This window comes from Bradyrhizobium sp. Ghvi (assembly GCF_900115265.1).
Lineage (GTDB): Bacteria > Pseudomonadota > Alphaproteobacteria > Rhizobiales > Xanthobacteraceae > Bradyrhizobium.
On sequence record NZ_FOVU01000007.1, the window covers coordinates 223,710 to 242,516 of the forward strand.

Genomic DNA, 18,807 nt, shown 5'->3' on the forward strand with positions numbered 1-18,807 from the left:
TTTCTCGTTTCGTTGTCATTCCGGGGCGGCTCCAGAGCCGAACCCGGAATCTCGAGATTCCGGGTTCGATGCTGCGCATCGCCCGGAATGACGAGCGTGAAGCATGCACTCATTTCGCCCCCGCATCCAGCCGGAACGCATTCTCCACGATACGCAAGCCCACCTCGCCACTGAGCGACATCAGCGATTCCGGATGGAATTGCACGCCGGCGACCGGCAGGGTCTTGTGCTCCAGCGCCATGGCAACGCCGTCCTCGGTAGTGGCGGTGACGTCGAGCACCTCCGGCATGCTGTCGCGCTCGACGAACAGCGAATGATAGCGGCCGATCACGATCTCGTTCGGCAGGTTGCGCATCAGGCGCCCGCCGCGCACCTGGACCCGCGAGGGCCGGCCGTGCGCGGGATGGGTGAGTTGGCCGAGCTCGCCGCCGAAATATTCACCGATCGCCTGCACGCCGAGACAGACGCCGAACACCGGCAGCTTGTTCTCCAGCGCCGCATTGATCGTCTTCTTGATCCCGAAATCCTCGGGGCGACCCGGTCCGGGCGACAGCACCAGCAAATCCCACCTCTTCTGCTTGAGCATGTCGAGCGCATGCACATAGCGGACCACGGTGACGCTGGCGCCGACCTGGCGGAAGTAGTCGGCGAGCATGTGCACAAAGCTGTCGTCATGGTCGATCAGCAGCACGCGCTTGCCGGACCCGGTTGCATCAGGCGCAAAGCTCGACAGCGGCTTCGGCGGATCGCCGCGCAGCGCCTGGAACAGTGCAGCGGCTTTCACCTGGCATTCGCGGTCTTCCGCGGCGGGATCCGAGTCGAACAGACAGGTGGCGCCGACGCGGACCTCCGCAAGACCATCCTTCATGCGGATGGTGCGGATGGTGAGGCCGGTGTTGATGCTGCCGTCGAAATTCACTGCACCGATCGCGCCCGCATACCAGCGCCGCGGCGAGCGCTCGTGGTCCTCGACGAACTGCATCGCCCAGAGTTTTGGTGCGCCTGTGACGGTGACGGCCCAGGCGTGGGTGAGGAAGGCGTCGAGCGCGTCGAAACCGGGACGCAGCATGCCCTCGACATGATCGACGGTGTGGAACAGCTTTGAATAGGTCTCGATCTGTCGACGAGCCAGCACCTTGATCGTGCCGGGGACGCAGACGCGCGCCTTGTCGTTGCGGTCGACGTCGGTACACATGTTGAGCTCGAACTCGTCCTTCTCCGAGTTCAGGAGCTGGCGGATCTGCTCGGCGTCGCCGATGGCATCGGTGCCGCGCGCGATCGTGCCCGATATTGGGCATGTCTCGACGCGGCGTCCGTCGGAGCGCACGAACATTTCCGGCGAAGCCGAAACGAGGTATTCGCCCTCGCCCAGATTCATCAACGCGCCGTAAGGCGACGGGTTGATGACGCAGAGACGCTGGAACACTTCGGCCGGCGAGCGCTCGCAAGGCTCGGCGAAAAGCTGGCCCGGCACGGCCTCGAACAGATCACCGCGGGCAAAGGCCGCCCGCGCTGTCTCGACCGTAGCTTGATATTCGCCGGGCGCGTGATCGGCAAAGCCCTGGCGATCCGTTTTCATGTACGGGCTGTCGGCGGTCTCACGCGGCAGGCCTTCGGTGGACTTGCCCTTCCACGCGAAATCGTAAGCGAGCACGACACCGCGCCCCGTCGCGCGATCATAGGCGAGCAGACGATCGGGCACGTAAAGCACGATGTCGCGCTGGTCTTGCTCGCGCGGGCGCTTCTGCACGAGGTCCTCGATCTGGAACACGAGATCGTAGGCGAAGGCGCCGAACAGGCCGAGCAGCCCGTCTTCATTGGCGGAGAAAGCGGCAATGATGTCGCGCACCAGCGACATCACGCTGGCGCGGCGCGTGCGCTGGTCTTCCTCGATAGGCGCATCGCCGCGGATGATGTGACCGGCAAGGCGCGTTGTGCTCTTCTCCGAGATCACGAGGCAGGGCTCGCGCAGGACGTCGGCGAGGAAGGCGATCAGCACCTGTCCGCGGTCGTTGAGCGCTTCCAGCTTGAAGTTGATACCTGATGTCTCGAGCTTGAGCGGCGGATCGGAGAAGCCGAGGTCAAAGCTCTCGTAGCGGCCGGGCACTGTCGTGCCGGAGGATAGCACCACGCCGCGGCGGCGGTCGAGCAGGCTGACGAGATCGTCAAGCCTGGAGGCACCACCGGTAAACTGTTCGGCCACGCGCGTGATCGCAAGGCCGCCGCGGGTGACGTAGTCGCTTCTGGCGGGAAGAGCAAAGACTGTCCTGTTCATGGGGTCCTCTTACGAAACTTGCCGAGGGAACGCCACACAGGACAAACGAAAAGGCCGCCGCGCTGTGCTGGCGACCTCAGACGATTTTGGGAAAACAAATCGCACCGGCCACCTCTTAGGAGGTGCGCCACCAACGACGGGATGGGCGGGCTGCGGTGCTCATGGGTGGGATACTCACCATGGCGCGGGGACGGCGTCAAGGGCGCCGCCCCACTATAGGGCGACCGATAATTACCCTAGATGTTTCCTGAAGAACTCCGTCGCCCGGCCCCAGGCGAGCTCGGCGGCTTCGCGGTCGTGCACGGCCTGGCGCTGCTCGTTGACGAAGGCGTGCTCGGCGTCATAGCGGAAAAGCTCGAGTGACTTGCCGGCGGCCTTCATGGCCTTTTCGAACCCGCTGACGAGCTCCGGCGTACACCAATCGTCCTTGTTGGCGAAATGGGCCTGGAGCGGGATCTTGACATCGGCGGGTTTGGCGGCCTGCTCCGGCGGGATGCCGTAGAACACGACGCCGGCGGCGAGCTCCGGCACATGCACCGCCCCGATGATGGTGACGGCGCCGCCGAGGCAGAAGCCGGTGAGGCCAACCTTGGCGCCGTTACGCGACAGATATTGCGCGGCTCCCCGCACCGTCTGCGTGGTGGCGTCCATGAAATCGAGCGAGTTCATTTCCTTGTTGGCGGAATCCGTATCGTGATACGGCACCACCTTGCCCTTGTAGAGATCGGGCGCCAGCGCATCGAAGCCGGCGAGTGCAAAGCGGTCACACAGGCCCTTGATCTGGTCGGACAGGCCCCACCATTCCTGGATCACGACCACGCCCGGCGCGTTGCCGCGCGCGGCGTTGGCGAGATAACCGGATGCATCCTTGCCGTCCGGGCGCTTGAAAGTGATGGCGGTTCCCATGGTGTCCTCCGGTGAGTTTCTGAGGGAGCGATTGGCGGTATTTTGGCGGCTGAGAGGGCGTGAAGCAATCCACACTCTCGTCATTCCGGGGCGCGCGATGGCGCGAGCCCGGAATGCATCGGGCCGCAGAGATGGTGGATAGATGGATTCCGGGCTCGACGCTGACGCATCGTCCCGGAATGACGGAGAGCTCAACAACAAAAAAGCCCCTTTTCGGGGGCTTTTTCATTCCCGTTTCGCGCGCCGCTCAGTGCGAATCGGCCCAGACCTTCTTCTTGGTGAAGTACATCAGGAACGCGAAGATGATCAGGAACACGAATACCTGGAGGCCGAGGCGCTTGCGCGCTTCCATATGCGGCTCGGCGGTCCACATCAGGAACGTGGTGACGTCCTTGGCGTATTGCGCAACTGTCGTCGGCGAGCCGTCATCATAGGTCACTTGGCCGTCGCTGAGCGGCTTCGGCATCTTGATCGCGTGGCCCGGGAAGTACTTGTTGTAGTACGAGCCTTCCGGAATGGTCACACCTTCCGGCACCTTGTCCTCAAACCCCTGGAGCACCGCCGAGACATAGTCCGGGCCCTGCTCCTGGTACTGGCTGAAGAAGTCGATGATGAACATCGGAAAGCCGCGGCCATAGGAGCGCGCCTTGGTGATCAGCGACAGGTCCGGCGGCGCCGCACCGCCGTTCGCCGCGCGAGCTGCCTGCTCGTTCGGGAAGGGCGACGGGAAGTAGTCAGCCGGCCGGCCGGGGCGCTCAAACATCTCGCCCTGGTCGTTCGGGCCGTCCTTGATCTTGTACTCGGAGGCAAAGGCCGCCGCCTGCGCCACCGAATAGCCGGGGCCACCGGCTTCCGCGAGGTTGCGGAAGGCGACGTAGGACAGCGCGTGGCAGTTGGAGCAGACTTCCTTGTAGACCTTCAGGCCGCGCTGGAGCGCACCGCGGTCATACTTGCCGAAAGGGCCGGCGAACGACCAGCTGTTGCCCGGCGGCTTGGTGCCACCTTCCTCGGCGCGGGCCTTGTCGGCCGAGGCAGCGAACAGTGCGCCGGCCAGGGCCAGCACGATCGCGGTCGAAACCATCGGCGTCGACCTGCTGCCGGTCTTGGCAAGCACGGCATCCGAGATCGAGTTCGGCACCGGCCGCGGCTTCTCGATGCGCGAGAGCAGCGGCAACACGATCAGGAAGTAGGCGAAGTAGCAGACCGTCAGGACCCGGCCGGCGATCACATAGATGCCTTCCGGCGGCTGCGCGCCGAGATAGCCGAGCAGGATGCAGACCACGACGAAGATCCAGAAGAACTGCTTGGCTAGCGGGCGATACTTCGACGACCTGGTCCTGGCGCTATCGAGCCAGGGCAGGAAGCACAGGATGATGATCGCCGAGAACATCGCGATGACGCCCGCGAGCTTGTTCGGGATCGAACGCAGGATCGCGTAGAACGGCAGGTAGTACCATTCCGGCACGATGTGCGGCGGCGTCACGCCCGGGTTCGCCGGAATGTAGTTGTCGGCATCGCCGAGATAGTTCGGCATGTAGAAGATGAACCAGGCGTAGAGCAGCAGGAAGCAGGCGACGCCGAACATGTCCTTGATGGTCGCGTGCGGCGTGAACGGCACCGTGTCCTTTTCCGTCTTGGGCTCGACACCGTCAGGATTGTTCTGGCCCGCGACGTGCAGCGCCCAGACGTGCAGCACGACCACGCCCGCGATCAGGAAGGGCAGCAGATAGTGCAACGAGAAGAAGCGGTTCAGCGTCGGGTTGCCGACCGAATAGCCGCCCCACAACAGCGTCACGATGCTCTCGCCGACATAGGGAATGGCGGAGAACAGATTGGTGATGACGGTGGCGCCCCAGAAGCTCATCTGGCCCCACGGCAGCACATAACCCATGAAACCCGTCGCCATCATCAGGAGATAGATGATGACACCGAGGATCCAGAGCACCTCGCGCGGCTCCTTGTACGAGCCGTAATAGAGGCCGCGCAGCATGTGGACATAGACCGCGAAGAAGAACATCGACGCGCCGACCGCATGCATGTTGCGCAGCAGCCAGCCGTAATTCACGTCACGAACGATCAGCTCGACCGACTTGAAGGCGAGATCGGCATGCGGCGTGTAGTGCATCGCCAGGATCACGCCGGTCAGGATCTGAATCCCCAGCATGAACGAGAGAATGGCGCCGAAGGTCCACCAATAGTTCAGGTTGCGCGGGGTGGGATAGGCGACGAAGGAAGAGTGCATGAGACCAAAGATCGGCAGGCGCCGCTCGATCCATTGCAAGGCCGGATTGCTCGGCTGGTAGTCGGATGGTCCGCTCATGATGCGATCCTGAGGAAATAAAACGACGAGACGGCGCGAAGCTTCGGACGAGGTTCCGAAGCTCAGCCGATCTGGATTTTGGTGTCGGAAACGAAAGTGTACGGCGGCACCGGCAGGTTCGCGGGCGCGGGCCCCTGGCGGATGCGGCCGGACGAATCGTACTGCGAACCATGGCAGGGGCAGAAGAACCCGTCGTAATTGCCTTCATGGGCGATCGGAATGCAGCCGAGATGGGTGCAGATGCCGATCACGACCAGCCACTGATCATGACCGGACTTCACCCGGGCCTCGTCGGACTGCGGATCGGGCAGGCTCGCCACGGGAACGGCGCGCGCCTCGTCGATTTGCTTCTTGGTGCGGTGGCTGATGTAGATCGGCTTGCCGCGCCAGAACACCTTGATGTCCTGCCCCTCGGCGACCGGGCTCAGATCGACCTCGATCGGCGCACCGGCGGCGATGGTCGAGGCGTCCGGATTCATTTGGGAGATAAAGGGCCAGAGCGCAGCCGCGCCCCCTACTGCTGCGGCCGCCCCCGTTGCAACGAATAAGAAATCACGGCGTGTCGGATGGTCCGCCGAAGACGCTGTCGTCACGATTCCAACCCTTTCTTCTTATGCGACCGGTGGAACCGCTCCAGGAGCCCCCAAGGTCCCCGGAACAGTGCTGCCGGCGCCCGCGGCCCCCCGCGGCGGCAGAACTTCACGTGTCCTCGCCAAAACAAGCGAAAACAGCAGTCCAGAATCGTTCTATTGGCACCCTTGCAGGACGAGCGCAAGCCCGCTAACGGCGCGGGAGCGTGCAATGCACGAATTCCGCGGCCAGCGATGTTTTATTGAGACATTTCCGGCCATCAACCAGCCCTCCACCGCCCATGCAGATCGCGCTTTTCCAACCCGACATCCCCCAGAACACCGGCACGATTCTCAGGCTCTGCGCCTGCCTGGGCATCGGCGCCCACATCATCGAACCGGCCGGCTTCCCGGTCTCCGATCGGCATTTCCGCCGGGCGGGAATGGATTACCTCGACCACGTCAGCATCGTCAGGCACGATTCCTGGTCGAAATTCGAGGAATGGCGCAGAGGCCAAGGCTACCGCCTGCTGCTGTTCACCACCAAAGCCGCCACGGACTATCGCGATTTCCGTTACCAGACGTCGGACATCCTGCTATTCGGGCGCGAGAGCGCCGGCGTAACCGACGCGGTGGTCGAGGCTGCGGATGCGCGCCTGGTGATCCCGATCTCGCCAGGGCTGCGGTCGCTCAATGTTGCCATGAGCGCGGCGATGGCCGCGGGCGAAGCGCTCCGGCAGGTCCGGAACCCGCAAGATTGATATGACGAGGAGAGATCAGTGAGCTACGCGGTCAAGGAAATCTTCCTGACCCTGCAAGGTGAAGGCGCCCATGCCGGGCGCGCGTCGGTATTCTGCCGTTTTGCCGGCTGCAACCTCTGGAGCGGCCGCGAGGCGGACCGCGCGTCTGCGACATGTCGGTTCTGCGACACGGATTTCGTCGGCACCGACGGCACGCTCGGCGGGCGCTACGCCTCGGCGGTGGAACTGGCCGATACCATCGCGGCGCAGTGGACGGCCAAGGCCAATAACCGCTACGTCGTGCTGACCGGCGGCGAGCCGCTGCTCCAGCTCGATGCCGCCCTGGTCGATGCGCTCCATGCGCAAGGCTTCGAGATCGGTGTCGAGACCAACGGCACGATGGCCGCGCCTGAGGGCCTCGACTGGATCTGCGTCAGCCCCAAGGGCGGCAGTGAGCTCGTGCTGCGACAGGGGCACGAATTGAAGCTGGTCTATCCGCAGGCCCTCGCCGCGCCGGAAGCTTTCGAGGGTCTCGCCTTCGAGCGCTTCTCCCTGCAGCCGATGGACGGACCTGAAGTGATCGAGAACACCGCGCGCGCGATCGACTATTGCCTGCGCCATCCGCAATGGCGGCTGAGCGTGCAGACGCATAAATCGCTCGGCATCAGATAGGACTGAACGGACAGATGTGGGAGTTGACGAAATCGTTCCGCTTCGAGGCGGCGCATACGCTGAAGGGGACGACCTTTGGTGCGGCAAGCGAGGAGATCCACGGCCACTCCTTCCGCGCCGAGGTGACGGTGCGCGGCACGCCGGATCCCGCGACCGGCATGGTGGTCGATCTCGGCCTGCTGCAGCGTGCAATCGAGGAGGTGCGCTTGGGACTCGACCACAAGTTCCTCAACAAGATCGAGGCGCTGGGCACGCCGACGCTGGAGAACCTCTCGCGCTTCGTCTGGGAGCGGCTGGCGCATATCGGCAAGCTCACCCGCGTCAGCATCCACCGCGACAGTTGCAACGAGAGCTGCACCTATTACGGTCCGCAAGGCTAACGACATGACATCGGCACTGGACTCCAACCTGATCGAAGACCGCAAGGCCCGCGCCCGCAGCTGGTTCGAGCAACTGCGCGACGACATCTGCGCGAGCTTCGAGCGGCTCGAGGATGAGGCGCCGCAGGGCCTCTATCACGGCATGGCCGGCCGCTTCGTCCGCACGCCCTGGCAGCGCACCGACCATACCGGAGCAGCGGGTGGCGGCGGTGTGATGTCGATGATGCATGGCCGCCTGTTCGAGAAAGTCGGCGTGCACTGCTCGACCGTGCACGGCGAATTCGCGCCAGAATTTCGCGCGCAGATTCCGGGCGCCTCGGAAGACCCGCACTTCTGGGCCTCCGGCATCTCGCTGATCGCCCACATGCGCAATCCGCACGTGCCGGCCGTGCACATGAACACGCGCTTCGTCGTCACCACCAAGGCCTGGTTCGGCGGCGGCGCGGACCTGACGCCGGTGCTCGACCGCCGCCGCACACAGGAGGATGCGGACACCCTCGCCTTTCACGCTGCGATGAAGGAAGCGTGCAGCGGGCCCAACGGTGTTGCTGATTACGACAAGTACAAGAAATGGTGCGACGAGTATTTCTATCTGCCGCACCGGAAAGAGGCGCGCGGCATCGGCGGCATCTTCTACGACTGGCACGACAGCGGCGATTGGGAGGCCGACCTCGCTTTCACCCAGGATGTCGGCCGCGCCTTCCTGAAAATCTATCCTGACATCGTCAGGCGCAATTTCGCGAGCGCCTGGACCGCTGAAGACCGCGAGGAGCAGTTGATCCGCCGCGGCCGCTATGTCGAGTTCAACCTGCTCTACGACCGCGGCACCATCTTCGGGCTCAAGACCGGCGGCAATGTGGATTCGATCCTGTCGTCGCTGCCGCCGGAGGTGAAATGGCCATGAGCGTCATCAAGCCGCTGCCCCGCGCCATGCTGATCGACATGGACGACACCATCCTGTCGGCCTATGGCCGGCCCGAGATCGCCTGGAACACGATCGCAGAGGAATTTGCCGAGGAGCTTGCGCCGCTGCCGCCGCCGCAGGTCGCAACCGCCGTGCTGGCCTATGCGCGCCAGTTCTGGTCGACGGCGGAGCCGATCTGGCGGATGAAGCTTGGCGAAGCGCGCCGGCTCACGGTGCGTGGCGGCTTTGCTGCGCTCGCCGCCCAAGGCCATCGCGCCCTGCCCGACGATCTCGCCGATCGCATCGCCGACCGCTTCACCACCTATCGCGAGGAAGCAATCTTCGTCTTCCCCGGCGCGCATGATGCGATCGACGCCTTCAAGAAGCACGGCGTCAAGCTCGCGCTGGTCACCAATGGCGCCGCCGACATGCAGCGCGCCAAGGTCGAGCGCTTCGAGCTGACCCATCGTTTCGATCACATCCAGATCGAGGGCGAGCACGGCTTCGGCAAGCCCGAGGAGCGCGCCTATCTGCACGCGATGGAGGCGCTCGGCGTCACGCCTGCGGAGACCTGGATGATCGGCGACAATCTGGAATGGGAGGTCGTGACGCCGCAGCGCCTCGGCATCTATGCGATCTGGCTCGACGCGCATGGCGACGGCCTGCCCGAGGGCTCGACCGTCAAGCCCGACCGCATCATCCGCTCGCTGACCGAGCTCGTGCCGGGCTAGATTTTCGAAAACAACCCCATGCACAGTAGGCGGCCGTTGCAGAATCAACGGCTTGCCGCAAAACGCAACGCGAATGCGGATTTTACGAAAATCCGTTGACCCGTCGGGCAAAACAGGCGCATGATGCCATCCTCGGGATGTGCAGCGCGATCAGAGCTTCAGGCGAGGCTCGTGAATGTTTAGCCGCCGGCGGCGCGAGCGCAGGCGATTGCCTCGGTGAGCACCTTCCGGTCTCCGATGTGATTGGCGAGCAGCAGGATCAGCCGGGCGTTCATGCGCAGCGCCTGCTCCTCGTCGAGGTTGCGCTGGCTGTTGATCAGCTCGGCGTAGAAATCGTCGGGATCAGCGATGTTCGGGGCGAGGTTGAGCATCATGCCGCAAGCTCCTTCTGGCCGGCGGGGTGCTGCGCGCTGTCCTGAGCGGTGGCGCGCAACATCGCCTCGATGATCTTTGCCTCGTCGAACCCGCTCCAACGAGCGGCGACATATTGATCGGGCCGGAACAGATAGGTGGTGCCGGGGGATGCGCCATAGCGCGCGGCAAGCAAACCTGAGGGATCCTCGATGTCGCGCCCGACGCGAACGATCCTCGCCGCAAGAGGGCCAATCGCGATCTCGGTCTTGTCGATGGCGTTACCGAAAGTTACCACTGTGAATCCATCGCCGAGGCAACGGAGGAACCAGGAAGGCTTGCCGGCAACGGTCGGCGCATCGGCCGCATTGGTGCCCGGCCGCATCTCGCCGGTAGCGAGGTCCTCGTCGGGCGTATTGAGCGCCGAGGTCGCATAAGGCGTCGGCACCGACAGGCGGCCGCTGTTGACCAGCGGTCGCGCGAAGGCGTGCTGCTGGGCGAGTTCCAGCACGGCATCGCGGAAATAGCGGCTCACCTTCGTCTTCGGCGTGATGAAGTCGGTGGCACGGGTCGAGTTCAGGATGTTGTCGTCGGCCGCGTAGGCCCGCTCTTCGTGATAGCTGTCGAGCAATGCTTCCGGCGCTTCGCCACGCAGCACCATCGCGAGCTTCCAGGCGAGATTGTCGATGTCCTGGACGCCGGTATTGGCGCCGCGCGCGCCGAACGGCGAGACCTGATGGGCGGCATCTCCGGCAAACAGCACGCGCCCCTGGCGGAAGTTGTCGATACGCCGGCAGGCGAACTGGTAGATCGAGACCCATTCGAGCGCGAACTGCGCGGCGTCGCCGAGCATCGCCAGAATGCGCGGGATCACCCGCTCCGGCTGCTTTTCCGCATCGGCATCGGCGCCCCAGCCGAGCTGGAAGTCGATCCGCCAAATGTTGTCCGCCTGCCGGTGCAGCAGCACGGACTGACCTGGATGAAACGGAGGATCGAACCAGAACCAGCGCTCGGTCGGGAAATCCGCTTTCATGGCGACGTCGGCGATCAGGAAGCGGTCCTGGAAGAGCTGCCCCGTGAACTCGGCGCCGACCATCTTGCGCGTATCGGAGTTGGCGCCGTCGCACGCGATCACCCATTGCGCCTCCATGGTGAAAATGCCGTCGGGCGTCTCCACCGCGAGCGTCGCATGGTCGCCGGGCTGCTTCAGGCTGATGAGGCGGTGCTTCCAGCGCAGGTCGATCAGCGGATTGGCCCTGCATTTGGCGACCAGGATCTCCTCCAGGTGATATTGCTGCAGGTTGATCATGGCCGGCCATTGGTGATTGGCCTCAGGCAACAGGTCGAACTGGTAGGACAGCTGGTCGCGGAAGAAGACCTTGCCGACCTTCCAGCTCACGCCGCGATCGACCATGGGCGCCGCACAGTCGAGCCGGTCCCAGATCTCGAGCGGACGCTTGGCATAGCAGACTGCGCGCGAGCCGATCGAGACGGTGTCGTTGTCGTCAAGCACGACGACCGGCTGGCCGCGCGCCGCGAAGTCGAGCGCCGCGGTGAGGCCGATGGGACCTGCGCCGATCACCACGATCGGATGCCGCTTCACGATGCCGTCCGCCTGCTCCTTCGAGCGCAGATAGGAGAACTTCGGATAGATGTAGTTCGTCATGTTCGCTGTCCTGCTGAATCGAAGCTAATGGGCGTCCGCGAACTCCTTCTCGTGCATCCAGGCGGTGTGGCGCGGCGGGCGCTTGGTCCGCGACCATTCCTCGACCATGTCATGCGCCACCGATTTCATCCGGTCGATCTGCTCCGGCGTCGCAGTCCAGGCCGCGATCTCCAGGCGATGGCCGCTGGGATCGCGGAAATAAATCGACTTGAAGATGGTGTGGTCGGTGATGCCGACCACGTCGAGGCCGGCTGCCTCGGCCCGCTCCTTGGCTTCCTCGAGCTCGGCGAGGTCCTTGACCTGAAAGGCGATGTGCTGGGTCCAGTCCGGCGTGTTGGGATCGCGCCCCATCGGCGGCGAGTTCGGCAGCTCGAAGAAGGCGAGGATGTTCCCGTTTCCGGCATCGAGGAAGATATGCATGTAGGGATCCGGCGCCTTGGTCGAAGGCACCCGGTCCTCGGCGATGGCGCCGAGCAGATCCATGTTCATGACCTTCTTGTAGAACTCGACCGTGGCCTTGGCATCGACGCAGCGATAGGCGACGTGATGGATCTTCTCGATTTTCATGGCGTTTCGCTCCCTGGATTTGCGATTGCCAAGTTCGTATCAAATGTTACTATCTGCTGGATTTGATCTGGATCAATGGGCCGGGGAAATTTTGCAGCCTTCGAGGCGCGGGTGAAAATGGGGATGGGACGTTCGGGCAAGGAGCGGCGCAGAGAAACGGTCGGTCGCGCTACAGCGCAGGCGGCAGACCAGCTCGACTTGCAGCAATACTTTCCGTATCGGCTGGCACGCCTCGCCGAGCAGGTGTCGCTCGCGGTCTCCGAGGTCTATTCAGAGCGTTTTGCGTTGACCCGGCAAGAATGGCGCGTGCTCGCGATTCTCGGCGTGCGTCAGGAGATTGCGACCAAGGAGATCGGTCCGCTCACAACACTCGACAAGATGCAGGTGAGCCGCGCGGTCCAGGGTTTGGAGACGCGCGGCATCGTGAGCCGCAAACAGCATCCCGACGATCGCCGGGAGTTGATCGTCTCGCTGACATCAGCCGGCCGCGCGCTCTATCGCAAGATCGTCCCCTACGCACGCGAGCGGGAGACGGCGCTGCTGGCGGTGCTCACCGCCGAGGAGGTCGAAGTACTCGACCGCGCGATGCGCAAGCTATCGGCGGCTTTGACGTAGGGCATGTCCTCATGAAGCGCCGGCCGAACGATGTCCGGTTCTCCCTGATAGCAATGCAAACAGAGATACCCTGACTTCCGGGTTGGGCCAAATGCTGCCGTTCTATGGTCGTCGGCAGAGATCGCCGCGACGTCGAGATCAAGGTCTTCCGCCGGCACCTCCTAGTTGAAACGCGCACCGTTCGGCATGCGCTCAGTGACGCATTCAGCGGCGCTGGGCGGCACGGCGCTCATCTCGCCGCCTCGAAAATCGATTGGCGCCCCCCGATTGACATTATACAGTCTTACTGTACATTTTAAGCCTGTCCTGTCCGATGAAGAGGCGCCTTCATGTCAATCGAAGCCAACAAGGGGATCATTCGGCGGTTCAACGTGGAGGTCATCCAAAATGGGGACCGCACCGCATTCGAGGCGCTCGTGGCACCGGACTTCGTCAATCGATCCGCACCGCCTGGTGCGCCCAGCGGCCCGGAAAGCCTTTGGGCTACATTCGAGCACGTGCTTCGTCCCGCATTGTCTGGTCTTGAGGTGGCGATTCACGACCAGATCGCCGAGGGCGACAAGGTGACGACCCGGAAGACGATCAGCGGCACGCATACGGGACCTTTCGTGGGCGTCGCGCCGACGGGTAAGGCGGTCTCCATCGATGTGATCGACGTGGTTCGCGTTCGGAACGGTCAGTACGTCGAGCACTGGGGGGTCAACACCTTGCCCGGCGTGCTCGCCGCCCTCAAAGCCTAGGCGTCAGCGGCGGATGAACGCCAAATCGTCTCCAGACGATCTCGTGGTGCTGGCTGAGCGGCTCAGGCGGGCCATCGGGGATTTCGTGCGTGTCGTTCGCGCCCAATCCGACACCCCGACGACTGCGCGTACGGAAACGCTGGATCTTCTCGATCGCGTGGGGGCGTTGACAACCGCCGAGCTCGCTCAGCGTCGACGTGTGAAACATCAGAGCATGCGCCTCGTAATCGAGCAGTTGGAACGGGACGGCCTGGTCGAGAAGACGGCCGACCCTCAGGACCGACGCGGCCAGCTCATTGTGCTCCGCCTCCAAGGACGCACCGCCTTAGAGCAAGATCGCCAGGCGCGAGCCCTTTGGATCGCCGCGGCCTTGCGCGACCTGATCGGGTCTGAAGACCGGCGCGATCTCGAGCGCGCCATCGCCCTACTTGAGCGCCTTGCAGAGGTCTCCGGTCGCGCTCCGCCTGATCTGAGCGCAGCAGGTCGTCGAAGGCGCTAGCCTTCGAGTATTCGATTTGGGCGCTGGTCGGCCGGGCGCGTCGGCCGATCCTAACTTCTGCAATAGGTCAAAAGCGCCGGTTTGAGCGGCGCTGTGTCGCTTCCGGTTTGCCCCGATCAGCAGACCATATCTGAGCCAAACAGAACTTCGCCATCGGGCCAATAGGAGACTAAGCAGTCTTGGCGCGAATATACGCCTCCGCCTGTTGCAGTAGTGGATCGAGCGAGCTAACGGCCGTATCGAGCACCAGGCGCTCTCGATCCCACGGTTCATAATCTCGATTCACTACCTCGTCCCACGTTGGAAGCTTGAGGCCGCTGATGTCTGAGGTGCGCGTTTCCACTCGTTTCCGATGCACGACAACGTCGCTGCAAACCACTTCAATCTCGACGACGTATGCCGACTTCTGAGCGGCGGTCTGTCGCCATCCGACACGGCTTGCTAGGACCGGATTTACGCAGTCTGCGACAACGAGCCGACCAAGCTCAAGATTTTCAGCCGCCAGCGCATTGCCTAATACATAGCCCATCGCGCCGACTATATGGCCTGCTGCGCGTAACGTCTGCTCGATGGCATCGATACGAAGATACGTGGCCGCGAGGCGTCTGGTCAGCTCCCGAGATACTGTTGTCTTGCCGGTGCCGGGAAGGCCACCAAAAACTATCAGCGCAGGTGCATGACTTGTCATGTCACATCATCGGCCGGTATTCGGAAGTCCGCAACGGGTCAAAGGCTGCCTTCGGTAGGCAGCATGACTTGGTCGGGTCATTTCTTGGGAGCGGACATCGCAGCTGTGGGCTGGGTCAGCGACGGGCCACTTCGAGACATTCGGCGAAGAACCCCGGCAGTTGGGCCGGGACTCCGCATGCTGGGTACTCGGGAATCGAGTCGCTTTTTCGCGCTTCCGCTTCCGTCGACACCAGCCGACTAGGCCACCGCGTGCGAACATGAGGCCTGGCAGGCCTGCCGGCGATCGGGCCAGGAACGGCTGCGGGAGCGGTGACGGTGCTGCGGGAGACGAACGGAAAGTCATGGCTATCCTGGCCTATCATGGCTTCTGCGCGCTCGGAGGCTGCTGCCGAGCCACCTGCCAAAGGCGGCGGTCGCGAGAACAGGCACCAGCAACGGCGGCACATAGAAGATCGCGATGTAGGCCTGGCCGGCATCACGGACACCGCTGGCGATTGCCGCGCCCCAGATGCCATGCACCATGGCAACCAGCGCCAAAGCCATCGTGGCGACGACGCCGCCGAAGCTGCCGGTTGCAGCCGCGGCCCCGAGCGACCACGCGAGCAGGACCAGATAGAGCCCGATCCCGACCTTGTCTGAGCCATTCGTCACGAGAAGCAGAACAAATGCTGTTGCCGCGAACGCGATCCCGCCGGCGTGCACGATCGCCGTCCGCTCCGTACCAAGGCGTCGCGCATCCGCGGTGACGAGACGCACGTAGCTGCTGCCGGCCAATGCCACGAGCCCGCTGGTGACGCCGTCGGCTCCCAATCCGTAGAGCGCGCCCGACAAAGCGCCGTCGAGCGACAAGCGAGAGAAGTACAAGGCTCCCCACGCGCCGAAGCCGAGAGCGGAAAGGCCAGCCGCGACAAGGTGGGAACGGGTCAGCATGAACAGGCCGGCGCCGGTCAGCAGCGGCAACAGCGGCTCGACGACAATGAGGTAGAGCAGCTTGAGCAGGTCGAGTGACGATCCCAATCCGTCTCGCGTCTGTGCACGCGCCTCCGACTCATCCGACCCTTAGTCGGAGTCTCGGCTCAACTGGTTCATCAGCGAAATTGGTCGCTCGGCCTCCGCTCAGGGGCAAAAGCGCCGATTTGGCCGGCGGTAGAGCACTTCCGGTTTACCCCCGGCTGCTGACATCTCGCTGCGACGTGCCAACGGAAACGATCGGCCACAAGCAGTCATGCTCTGGTCAAGCATGGGATTTCTGCTCGACACCGAAAGCTGGCATTGGCGCATTTGTGAGTACACGCCTAGCTAGCGAACGAAGCCGTAGTCGGCGCGCCGATTTGACCTGAATCAATTGTCGTCGCAATCGCAATCACTACGATCACAAGAACGACAATAAATCAGGGAAGGAAGACCTCCGTGGGAGAGATCGTGCTGGCCGCCAAGATCGCGCACGTCCCCTCGATCATGATTTCCGAACGGGACGGTCCCCTGAAGGGGAAGCGGGATGCCGCGATAGCGGCGCTGCGCGAGATCGGCAAGCGGGCGCGCGAGCGAGGCGCCGACACGTTCCTGGTGTTCGACACGCACTGGATCTCGAACTTCGGCTGCCACATGAACGCCAATGCGCGTCATCGCGGGGTCTACACCAGCCACGAAGCTCCGCACATGATCCAGAACATGGCGTACGACTATCCGGGCGATCCCGAGCTTGGCGACGCTATCGCGGCAGAGGCCGCCAGGGACGGCCTTCAGGTGCTGGCCCACAAGGTCGAGACCTTGCCGCTCGAATACGGCACCATCGTGCCGATGCATTACATGAACGAACGTGGCTGGGCGCGCGTCCTCTCGGTCGCCGCACCGATCTTCGCCGCCGTCGAGGAGAACCGCAAATTCGGGGCCGCTTGTGCCAGGGCGATCGTGGCGTCCGGTCGCAAGGTCGCCGTGCTCGCGTCCGGTTCGATGTCGCACAAGCTCGTATCCAACGAGCAGGTCGGCGACAGACAGTGGGAACAGGTCGGCAGCGAATTCAACCGGCAGATGGACCTGCGCGTTCTCGACCTCTGGAAGGAGCGGCGCTATGCCGAATTCGTCCGCATGCTTCCGGAGTATTCGACCAAGTGCAACGGCGAAGCCTTGATGGCGGACACGCACATGATGTTCGGGCTGCTGGGATGGGACGGCTACAAAGGGGAAACGGAGCTGCTGTGCCCCTACTTCCCGTCGTCAGGCAGCGGCCAGATCATTGCCGAACACCATCTCTGAAGCAGCTTCACTCAGGCTCCAGGACTAGCGGCGACGCGCGATCCAGCGCCCGACGAGAAACGCGACAAGGAGTGCCGTCAAGGGCGCCTTGACCGTCAGCTCTCGCAATTGGTCGGCCCAGCGCATCGCGGCATTCTCGGAGCCCGACTTCCGAGCGGGAGCCTGCTCCAAATTGCCCTCGTCATTCGTCAGCCCCGAGGCTTCCGTCATCGCCTCGACTTCTTTCATGTCCATGCGCGTCCTCCGATCCTGGTGCGGTTGCGGAACAACCGGCTTGATTTCCTATGCCGGTCCGCACCGCATGGGCGGCGATCTCGTACGGAACCAATGGCCGTTGAAACGGCCATGGCGGCGGCATTCACGCGACCTATATGTTCGTCGAACATCCCGCCGTACCGCTGCCTTGAAGAAGCCCTTGCTCGTCTTTCTGTTCCTCGTCTTCGCCCCGCTCGCCGCATCTGCCGCGAGATATTGGTGGCTGGCCGATGACCGCGGCAATTGGCAGACGGCCGACCGCTCTAGCGCCGGCCTCCTGCAGCCCGCGGCGGCGCATCCCGACGCCGTCATCCGGGTGTTTGCCGCACGCACGGTGAGATGGCGCGGCATCTTCGCCGTTCACAGCTGGATCGTGGTCAAGGAGAAGAATGCGTCGGCCTATACGCGATATGATTACACGGCGTGGGGCGATCCGATCCGCACCAACGGCTTCGCTCCGGACGGGCGGTGGTTTGGCGCCGGGCCCGAAACGATCGTGGCCCTCGATGGTGAGCGAGCCGAGGCGCTCATCCCCAAGATCCGATACGTGATCGAAACCTACAAGTTCCGCGCCTATGGAGATTACAGCGCCTGGCCGGGGCCCAACTCGAACACCTTCGTCCAGGCCGCACTGGATTCCGTCCCCGAGCTGCGCGCCGTCCTTCCTCCGACGGCAATCGGCAAGGACTTCCCCTATACGGGCAAATGGTTTGGCCTGTCGCCGTCAGGGACTGGCGTCTACGCCTCCCTTGCCGGATTCGTCGGCCTCAAGGTCGGCTGGATCGAGGGACTGGAGATCAACTTCTTAGGCGCCGTCCTCGGGGTCGACATCAGGCGTCCCGCGCTCAAGCTGCCGGGGCTCGGACGCTTCGGAATAGCCGCCGGCGTGTAGCGTGTAACGGATGAGCTGGCGCAAGCGGCCCCTCGCCTGAGCAACCGTGTTCGACCTGTCATGACAAATCGCTAGCTTCGCACCCGGGTCGGTCAAACTCGAAAGGACAATCCATGGAATTGAAAGCCGGCGATATCGTCATGCTGAAATCGGGCGGCCAGCCGTTGACGGTCGCGGAGGTCAAGGGCGACGACGTGCTCTGCATCTGGATGGGCATGGAAGGCGACCTCTTCCGCGAGACGCTGCCGCTCGCCACGCTCGTTCAGGTGGAAGAGGACGAGGAGGAAGATGAGGACGACGAAGACGAGGAAGAAGACGACGAGTAGCACGTCTAGGATCGCATTCTGGTCAGGCCGGGGCGCCTAGCTCCGGCACGTCAGATGTCCGCTTCTCCGCCGACGAGGGCGCAATCGCGGACATCACTAGATATGAAGGCTATCGCATATGAAGATTGGCTCGCCTGCAGCCATCCTTCGAGACGCCCGCCTTTGGCGGGCCCTCAGGATGAGGATGGCGTGTGCGGCAGCAAGTTTCCGCGAACACCGGCACGCGCCCGCATGCTCAACATAATCCGTCAGAAGCGCAGCCTCGCTCCCCCAACGGATAGGACAGTGTCAGCTGAGCGTTGAAAAGGGTGTAAGCGAACCAAGGAGGAGAAAGCGATTCATAGCGGAAGCGCAGCTTGCCCTCCAATTCGACGCAGCCAGGATACCAAGAGGCCACGTAGAGGATTTCTTCGGTCACCGCCGTGGCTATAGGAACAAGCCGTCACACCAGCA

21 protein-coding genes are annotated in these 18,807 nt (G+C 63.4%); 11 read left to right on the forward strand and 10 right to left on the reverse strand.

Translation table 11 applies throughout. The features are described 5' to 3' along the window. Positions 1-109 precede the first annotated feature (109 nt). The 4 genes from BM374_RS25875 to petA form a co-directional block, all read right to left on the reverse strand. Positions 110-2,275, reverse strand: coding sequence for an anthranilate synthase component I (locus tag BM374_RS25875; protein ID WP_092298600.1), 2,166 nt, complete (start codon positions 2,273-2,275; stop codon positions 110-112). 231 nt (positions 2,276-2,506) lie between these two features. Beyond that, entirely contained in the window at positions 2,507-3,181 is a 675-nt protein-coding gene (locus BM374_RS25880) for a dienelactone hydrolase family protein (protein ID WP_057757109.1), read from the reverse strand. 247 nt (positions 3,182-3,428) lie between these two features. Then, positions 3,429-5,501: a cytochrome b/c1 gene (gene fbcH, locus BM374_RS25885; protein WP_092298603.1), complete on the reverse strand. Its 2,073-nt coding sequence runs from the start codon at positions 5,499-5,501 to the stop codon at positions 3,429-3,431. A 62-nt stretch (positions 5,502-5,563) separates the two neighbouring features. Beyond that, entirely contained in the window at positions 5,564-6,094 is a 531-nt protein-coding gene (gene petA, locus BM374_RS25890; protein ID WP_092298606.1) for a ubiquinol-cytochrome c reductase iron-sulfur subunit, read from the reverse strand. Between the two features lie 278 nt (positions 6,095-6,372). Here petA and BM374_RS25895 point away from each other — a divergent pair, with 278 nt between their 5' ends. The 5 genes from BM374_RS25895 to BM374_RS25915 are packed head-to-tail and all read left to right on the forward strand — an operon-like array spanning position 6,373 to position 9,497. Then, a complete protein-coding gene (locus tag BM374_RS25895; protein WP_092298609.1) occupies positions 6,373-6,831 on the forward strand; it encodes a tRNA (cytidine(34)-2'-O)-methyltransferase in 459 nt (152 codons plus the stop codon). 18 nt (positions 6,832-6,849) lie between these two features. Then, positions 6,850-7,482: a 7-carboxy-7-deazaguanine synthase gene (gene queE / locus BM374_RS25900; RefSeq protein ID WP_092298612.1), complete on the forward strand. Its 633-nt coding sequence runs from the start codon at positions 6,850-6,852 to the stop codon at positions 7,480-7,482. 14 nt (positions 7,483-7,496) lie between these two features. Further along, complete coding sequence (locus tag BM374_RS25905) at positions 7,497-7,862, forward strand: 6-pyruvoyl trahydropterin synthase family protein (protein WP_092298615.1); 366 nt, start codon at positions 7,497-7,499, stop codon at positions 7,860-7,862. 4 nt (positions 7,863-7,866) lie between these two features. After that, a complete protein-coding gene (gene hemF, locus BM374_RS25910; protein ID WP_177248535.1) occupies positions 7,867-8,766 on the forward strand; it encodes an oxygen-dependent coproporphyrinogen oxidase in 900 nt (299 codons plus the stop codon). Beyond that, positions 8,757-9,497, forward strand: a complete 741-nt coding sequence (locus BM374_RS25915) for an HAD family hydrolase (protein ID WP_092298618.1) — start codon at positions 8,757-8,759, stop codon at positions 9,495-9,497. The genes hemF and BM374_RS25915 overlap by 10 nt, the downstream gene beginning before the upstream one ends. Before the next feature lie 179 nt (positions 9,498-9,676). On the opposite strand, the gene BM374_RS25920 is transcribed toward BM374_RS25915, so the two are convergent. Genes BM374_RS25920 through BM374_RS25930 form a run of 3 tightly spaced genes read right to left on the reverse strand, consistent with a single transcriptional unit; the run spans position 9,677 to position 12,081 of the window. Next, positions 9,677-9,871, reverse strand: a complete 195-nt coding sequence (locus BM374_RS25920) for a DUF2783 domain-containing protein (RefSeq protein ID WP_092298621.1) — start codon at positions 9,869-9,871, stop codon at positions 9,677-9,679. Continuing rightward, entirely contained in the window at positions 9,868-11,514 is a 1,647-nt protein-coding gene (locus BM374_RS25925; protein ID WP_092298624.1) for an FAD-dependent oxidoreductase, read from the reverse strand. Before BM374_RS25925 ends, BM374_RS25920 begins: the two co-directional genes overlap by 4 nt. 24 nt (positions 11,515-11,538) lie before the next feature. Next, complete coding sequence (locus tag BM374_RS25930) at positions 11,539-12,081, reverse strand: VOC family protein (RefSeq protein WP_092298627.1); 543 nt, start codon at positions 12,079-12,081, stop codon at positions 11,539-11,541. A 123-nt stretch (positions 12,082-12,204) separates the two neighbouring features. Here BM374_RS25930 and BM374_RS25935 point away from each other — a divergent pair, with 123 nt between their 5' ends. The 3 genes from BM374_RS25935 (at position 12,205) to BM374_RS25950 (ending at position 13,935) form a co-directional block, all read left to right on the forward strand. Beyond that, positions 12,205-12,696, forward strand: coding sequence for a MarR family winged helix-turn-helix transcriptional regulator (locus BM374_RS25935; protein WP_244552692.1), 492 nt, complete (start codon positions 12,205-12,207; stop codon positions 12,694-12,696). Positions 12,697-13,025: 329 nt separating this feature from the next. Then, complete coding sequence (locus tag BM374_RS25945; protein ID WP_092298634.1) at positions 13,026-13,436, forward strand: ester cyclase; 411 nt, start codon at positions 13,026-13,028, stop codon at positions 13,434-13,436. A 13-nt stretch (positions 13,437-13,449) separates the two neighbouring features. Next, positions 13,450-13,935, forward strand: a complete 486-nt coding sequence (locus BM374_RS25950) for a MarR family winged helix-turn-helix transcriptional regulator (RefSeq protein WP_092298637.1) — start codon at positions 13,450-13,452, stop codon at positions 13,933-13,935. Between the two features lie 169 nt (positions 13,936-14,104). On the opposite strand, the gene BM374_RS25955 is transcribed toward BM374_RS25950, so the two are convergent. Together BM374_RS25955 and BM374_RS25960 are read right to left on the reverse strand one after the other, a co-directional pair. Further along, positions 14,105-14,623, reverse strand: a complete 519-nt coding sequence (locus BM374_RS25955) for a P-loop nucleotide/nucleoside kinase family protein (RefSeq protein WP_092298640.1) — start codon at positions 14,621-14,623, stop codon at positions 14,105-14,107. A 347-nt stretch (positions 14,624-14,970) separates the two neighbouring features. Further along, positions 14,971-15,642 (reverse strand): hypothetical protein, encoded by a 672-nt coding sequence (locus BM374_RS25960; protein ID WP_092298644.1) that lies wholly within the window; start codon positions 15,640-15,642, stop codon positions 14,971-14,973. Positions 15,643-16,035: 393 nt separating this feature from the next. On the opposite strand from BM374_RS25960, the gene hpaD reads away from it, so the two are divergent. After that, positions 16,036-16,881: a 3,4-dihydroxyphenylacetate 2,3-dioxygenase gene (gene hpaD, locus BM374_RS25965; RefSeq protein WP_092298646.1), complete on the forward strand. Its 846-nt coding sequence runs from the start codon at positions 16,036-16,038 to the stop codon at positions 16,879-16,881. A 24-nt stretch (positions 16,882-16,905) separates the two neighbouring features. On the opposite strand, the gene BM374_RS25970 is transcribed toward hpaD, so the two are convergent. Next, a complete protein-coding gene (locus BM374_RS25970; RefSeq protein ID WP_092298648.1) occupies positions 16,906-17,115 on the reverse strand; it encodes a hypothetical protein in 210 nt (69 codons plus the stop codon). Positions 17,116-17,296: 181 nt separating this feature from the next. Here BM374_RS25970 and BM374_RS25975 point away from each other — a divergent pair, with 181 nt between their 5' ends. Next, positions 17,297-18,028 carry a DUF3750 domain-containing protein gene (locus BM374_RS25975; RefSeq protein WP_092299014.1) on the forward strand — a complete coding sequence of 244 codons (732 nt, stop codon included), beginning with the start codon at positions 17,297-17,299 and terminating at the stop codon, positions 18,026-18,028. Between the two features lie 113 nt (positions 18,029-18,141). Then, positions 18,142-18,354 carry a YodC family protein gene (locus BM374_RS25980; RefSeq protein WP_092298650.1) on the forward strand — a complete coding sequence of 71 codons (213 nt, stop codon included), beginning with the start codon at positions 18,142-18,144 and terminating at the stop codon, positions 18,352-18,354. The last annotated feature ends 453 nt before the right edge of the window (positions 18,355-18,807 follow it).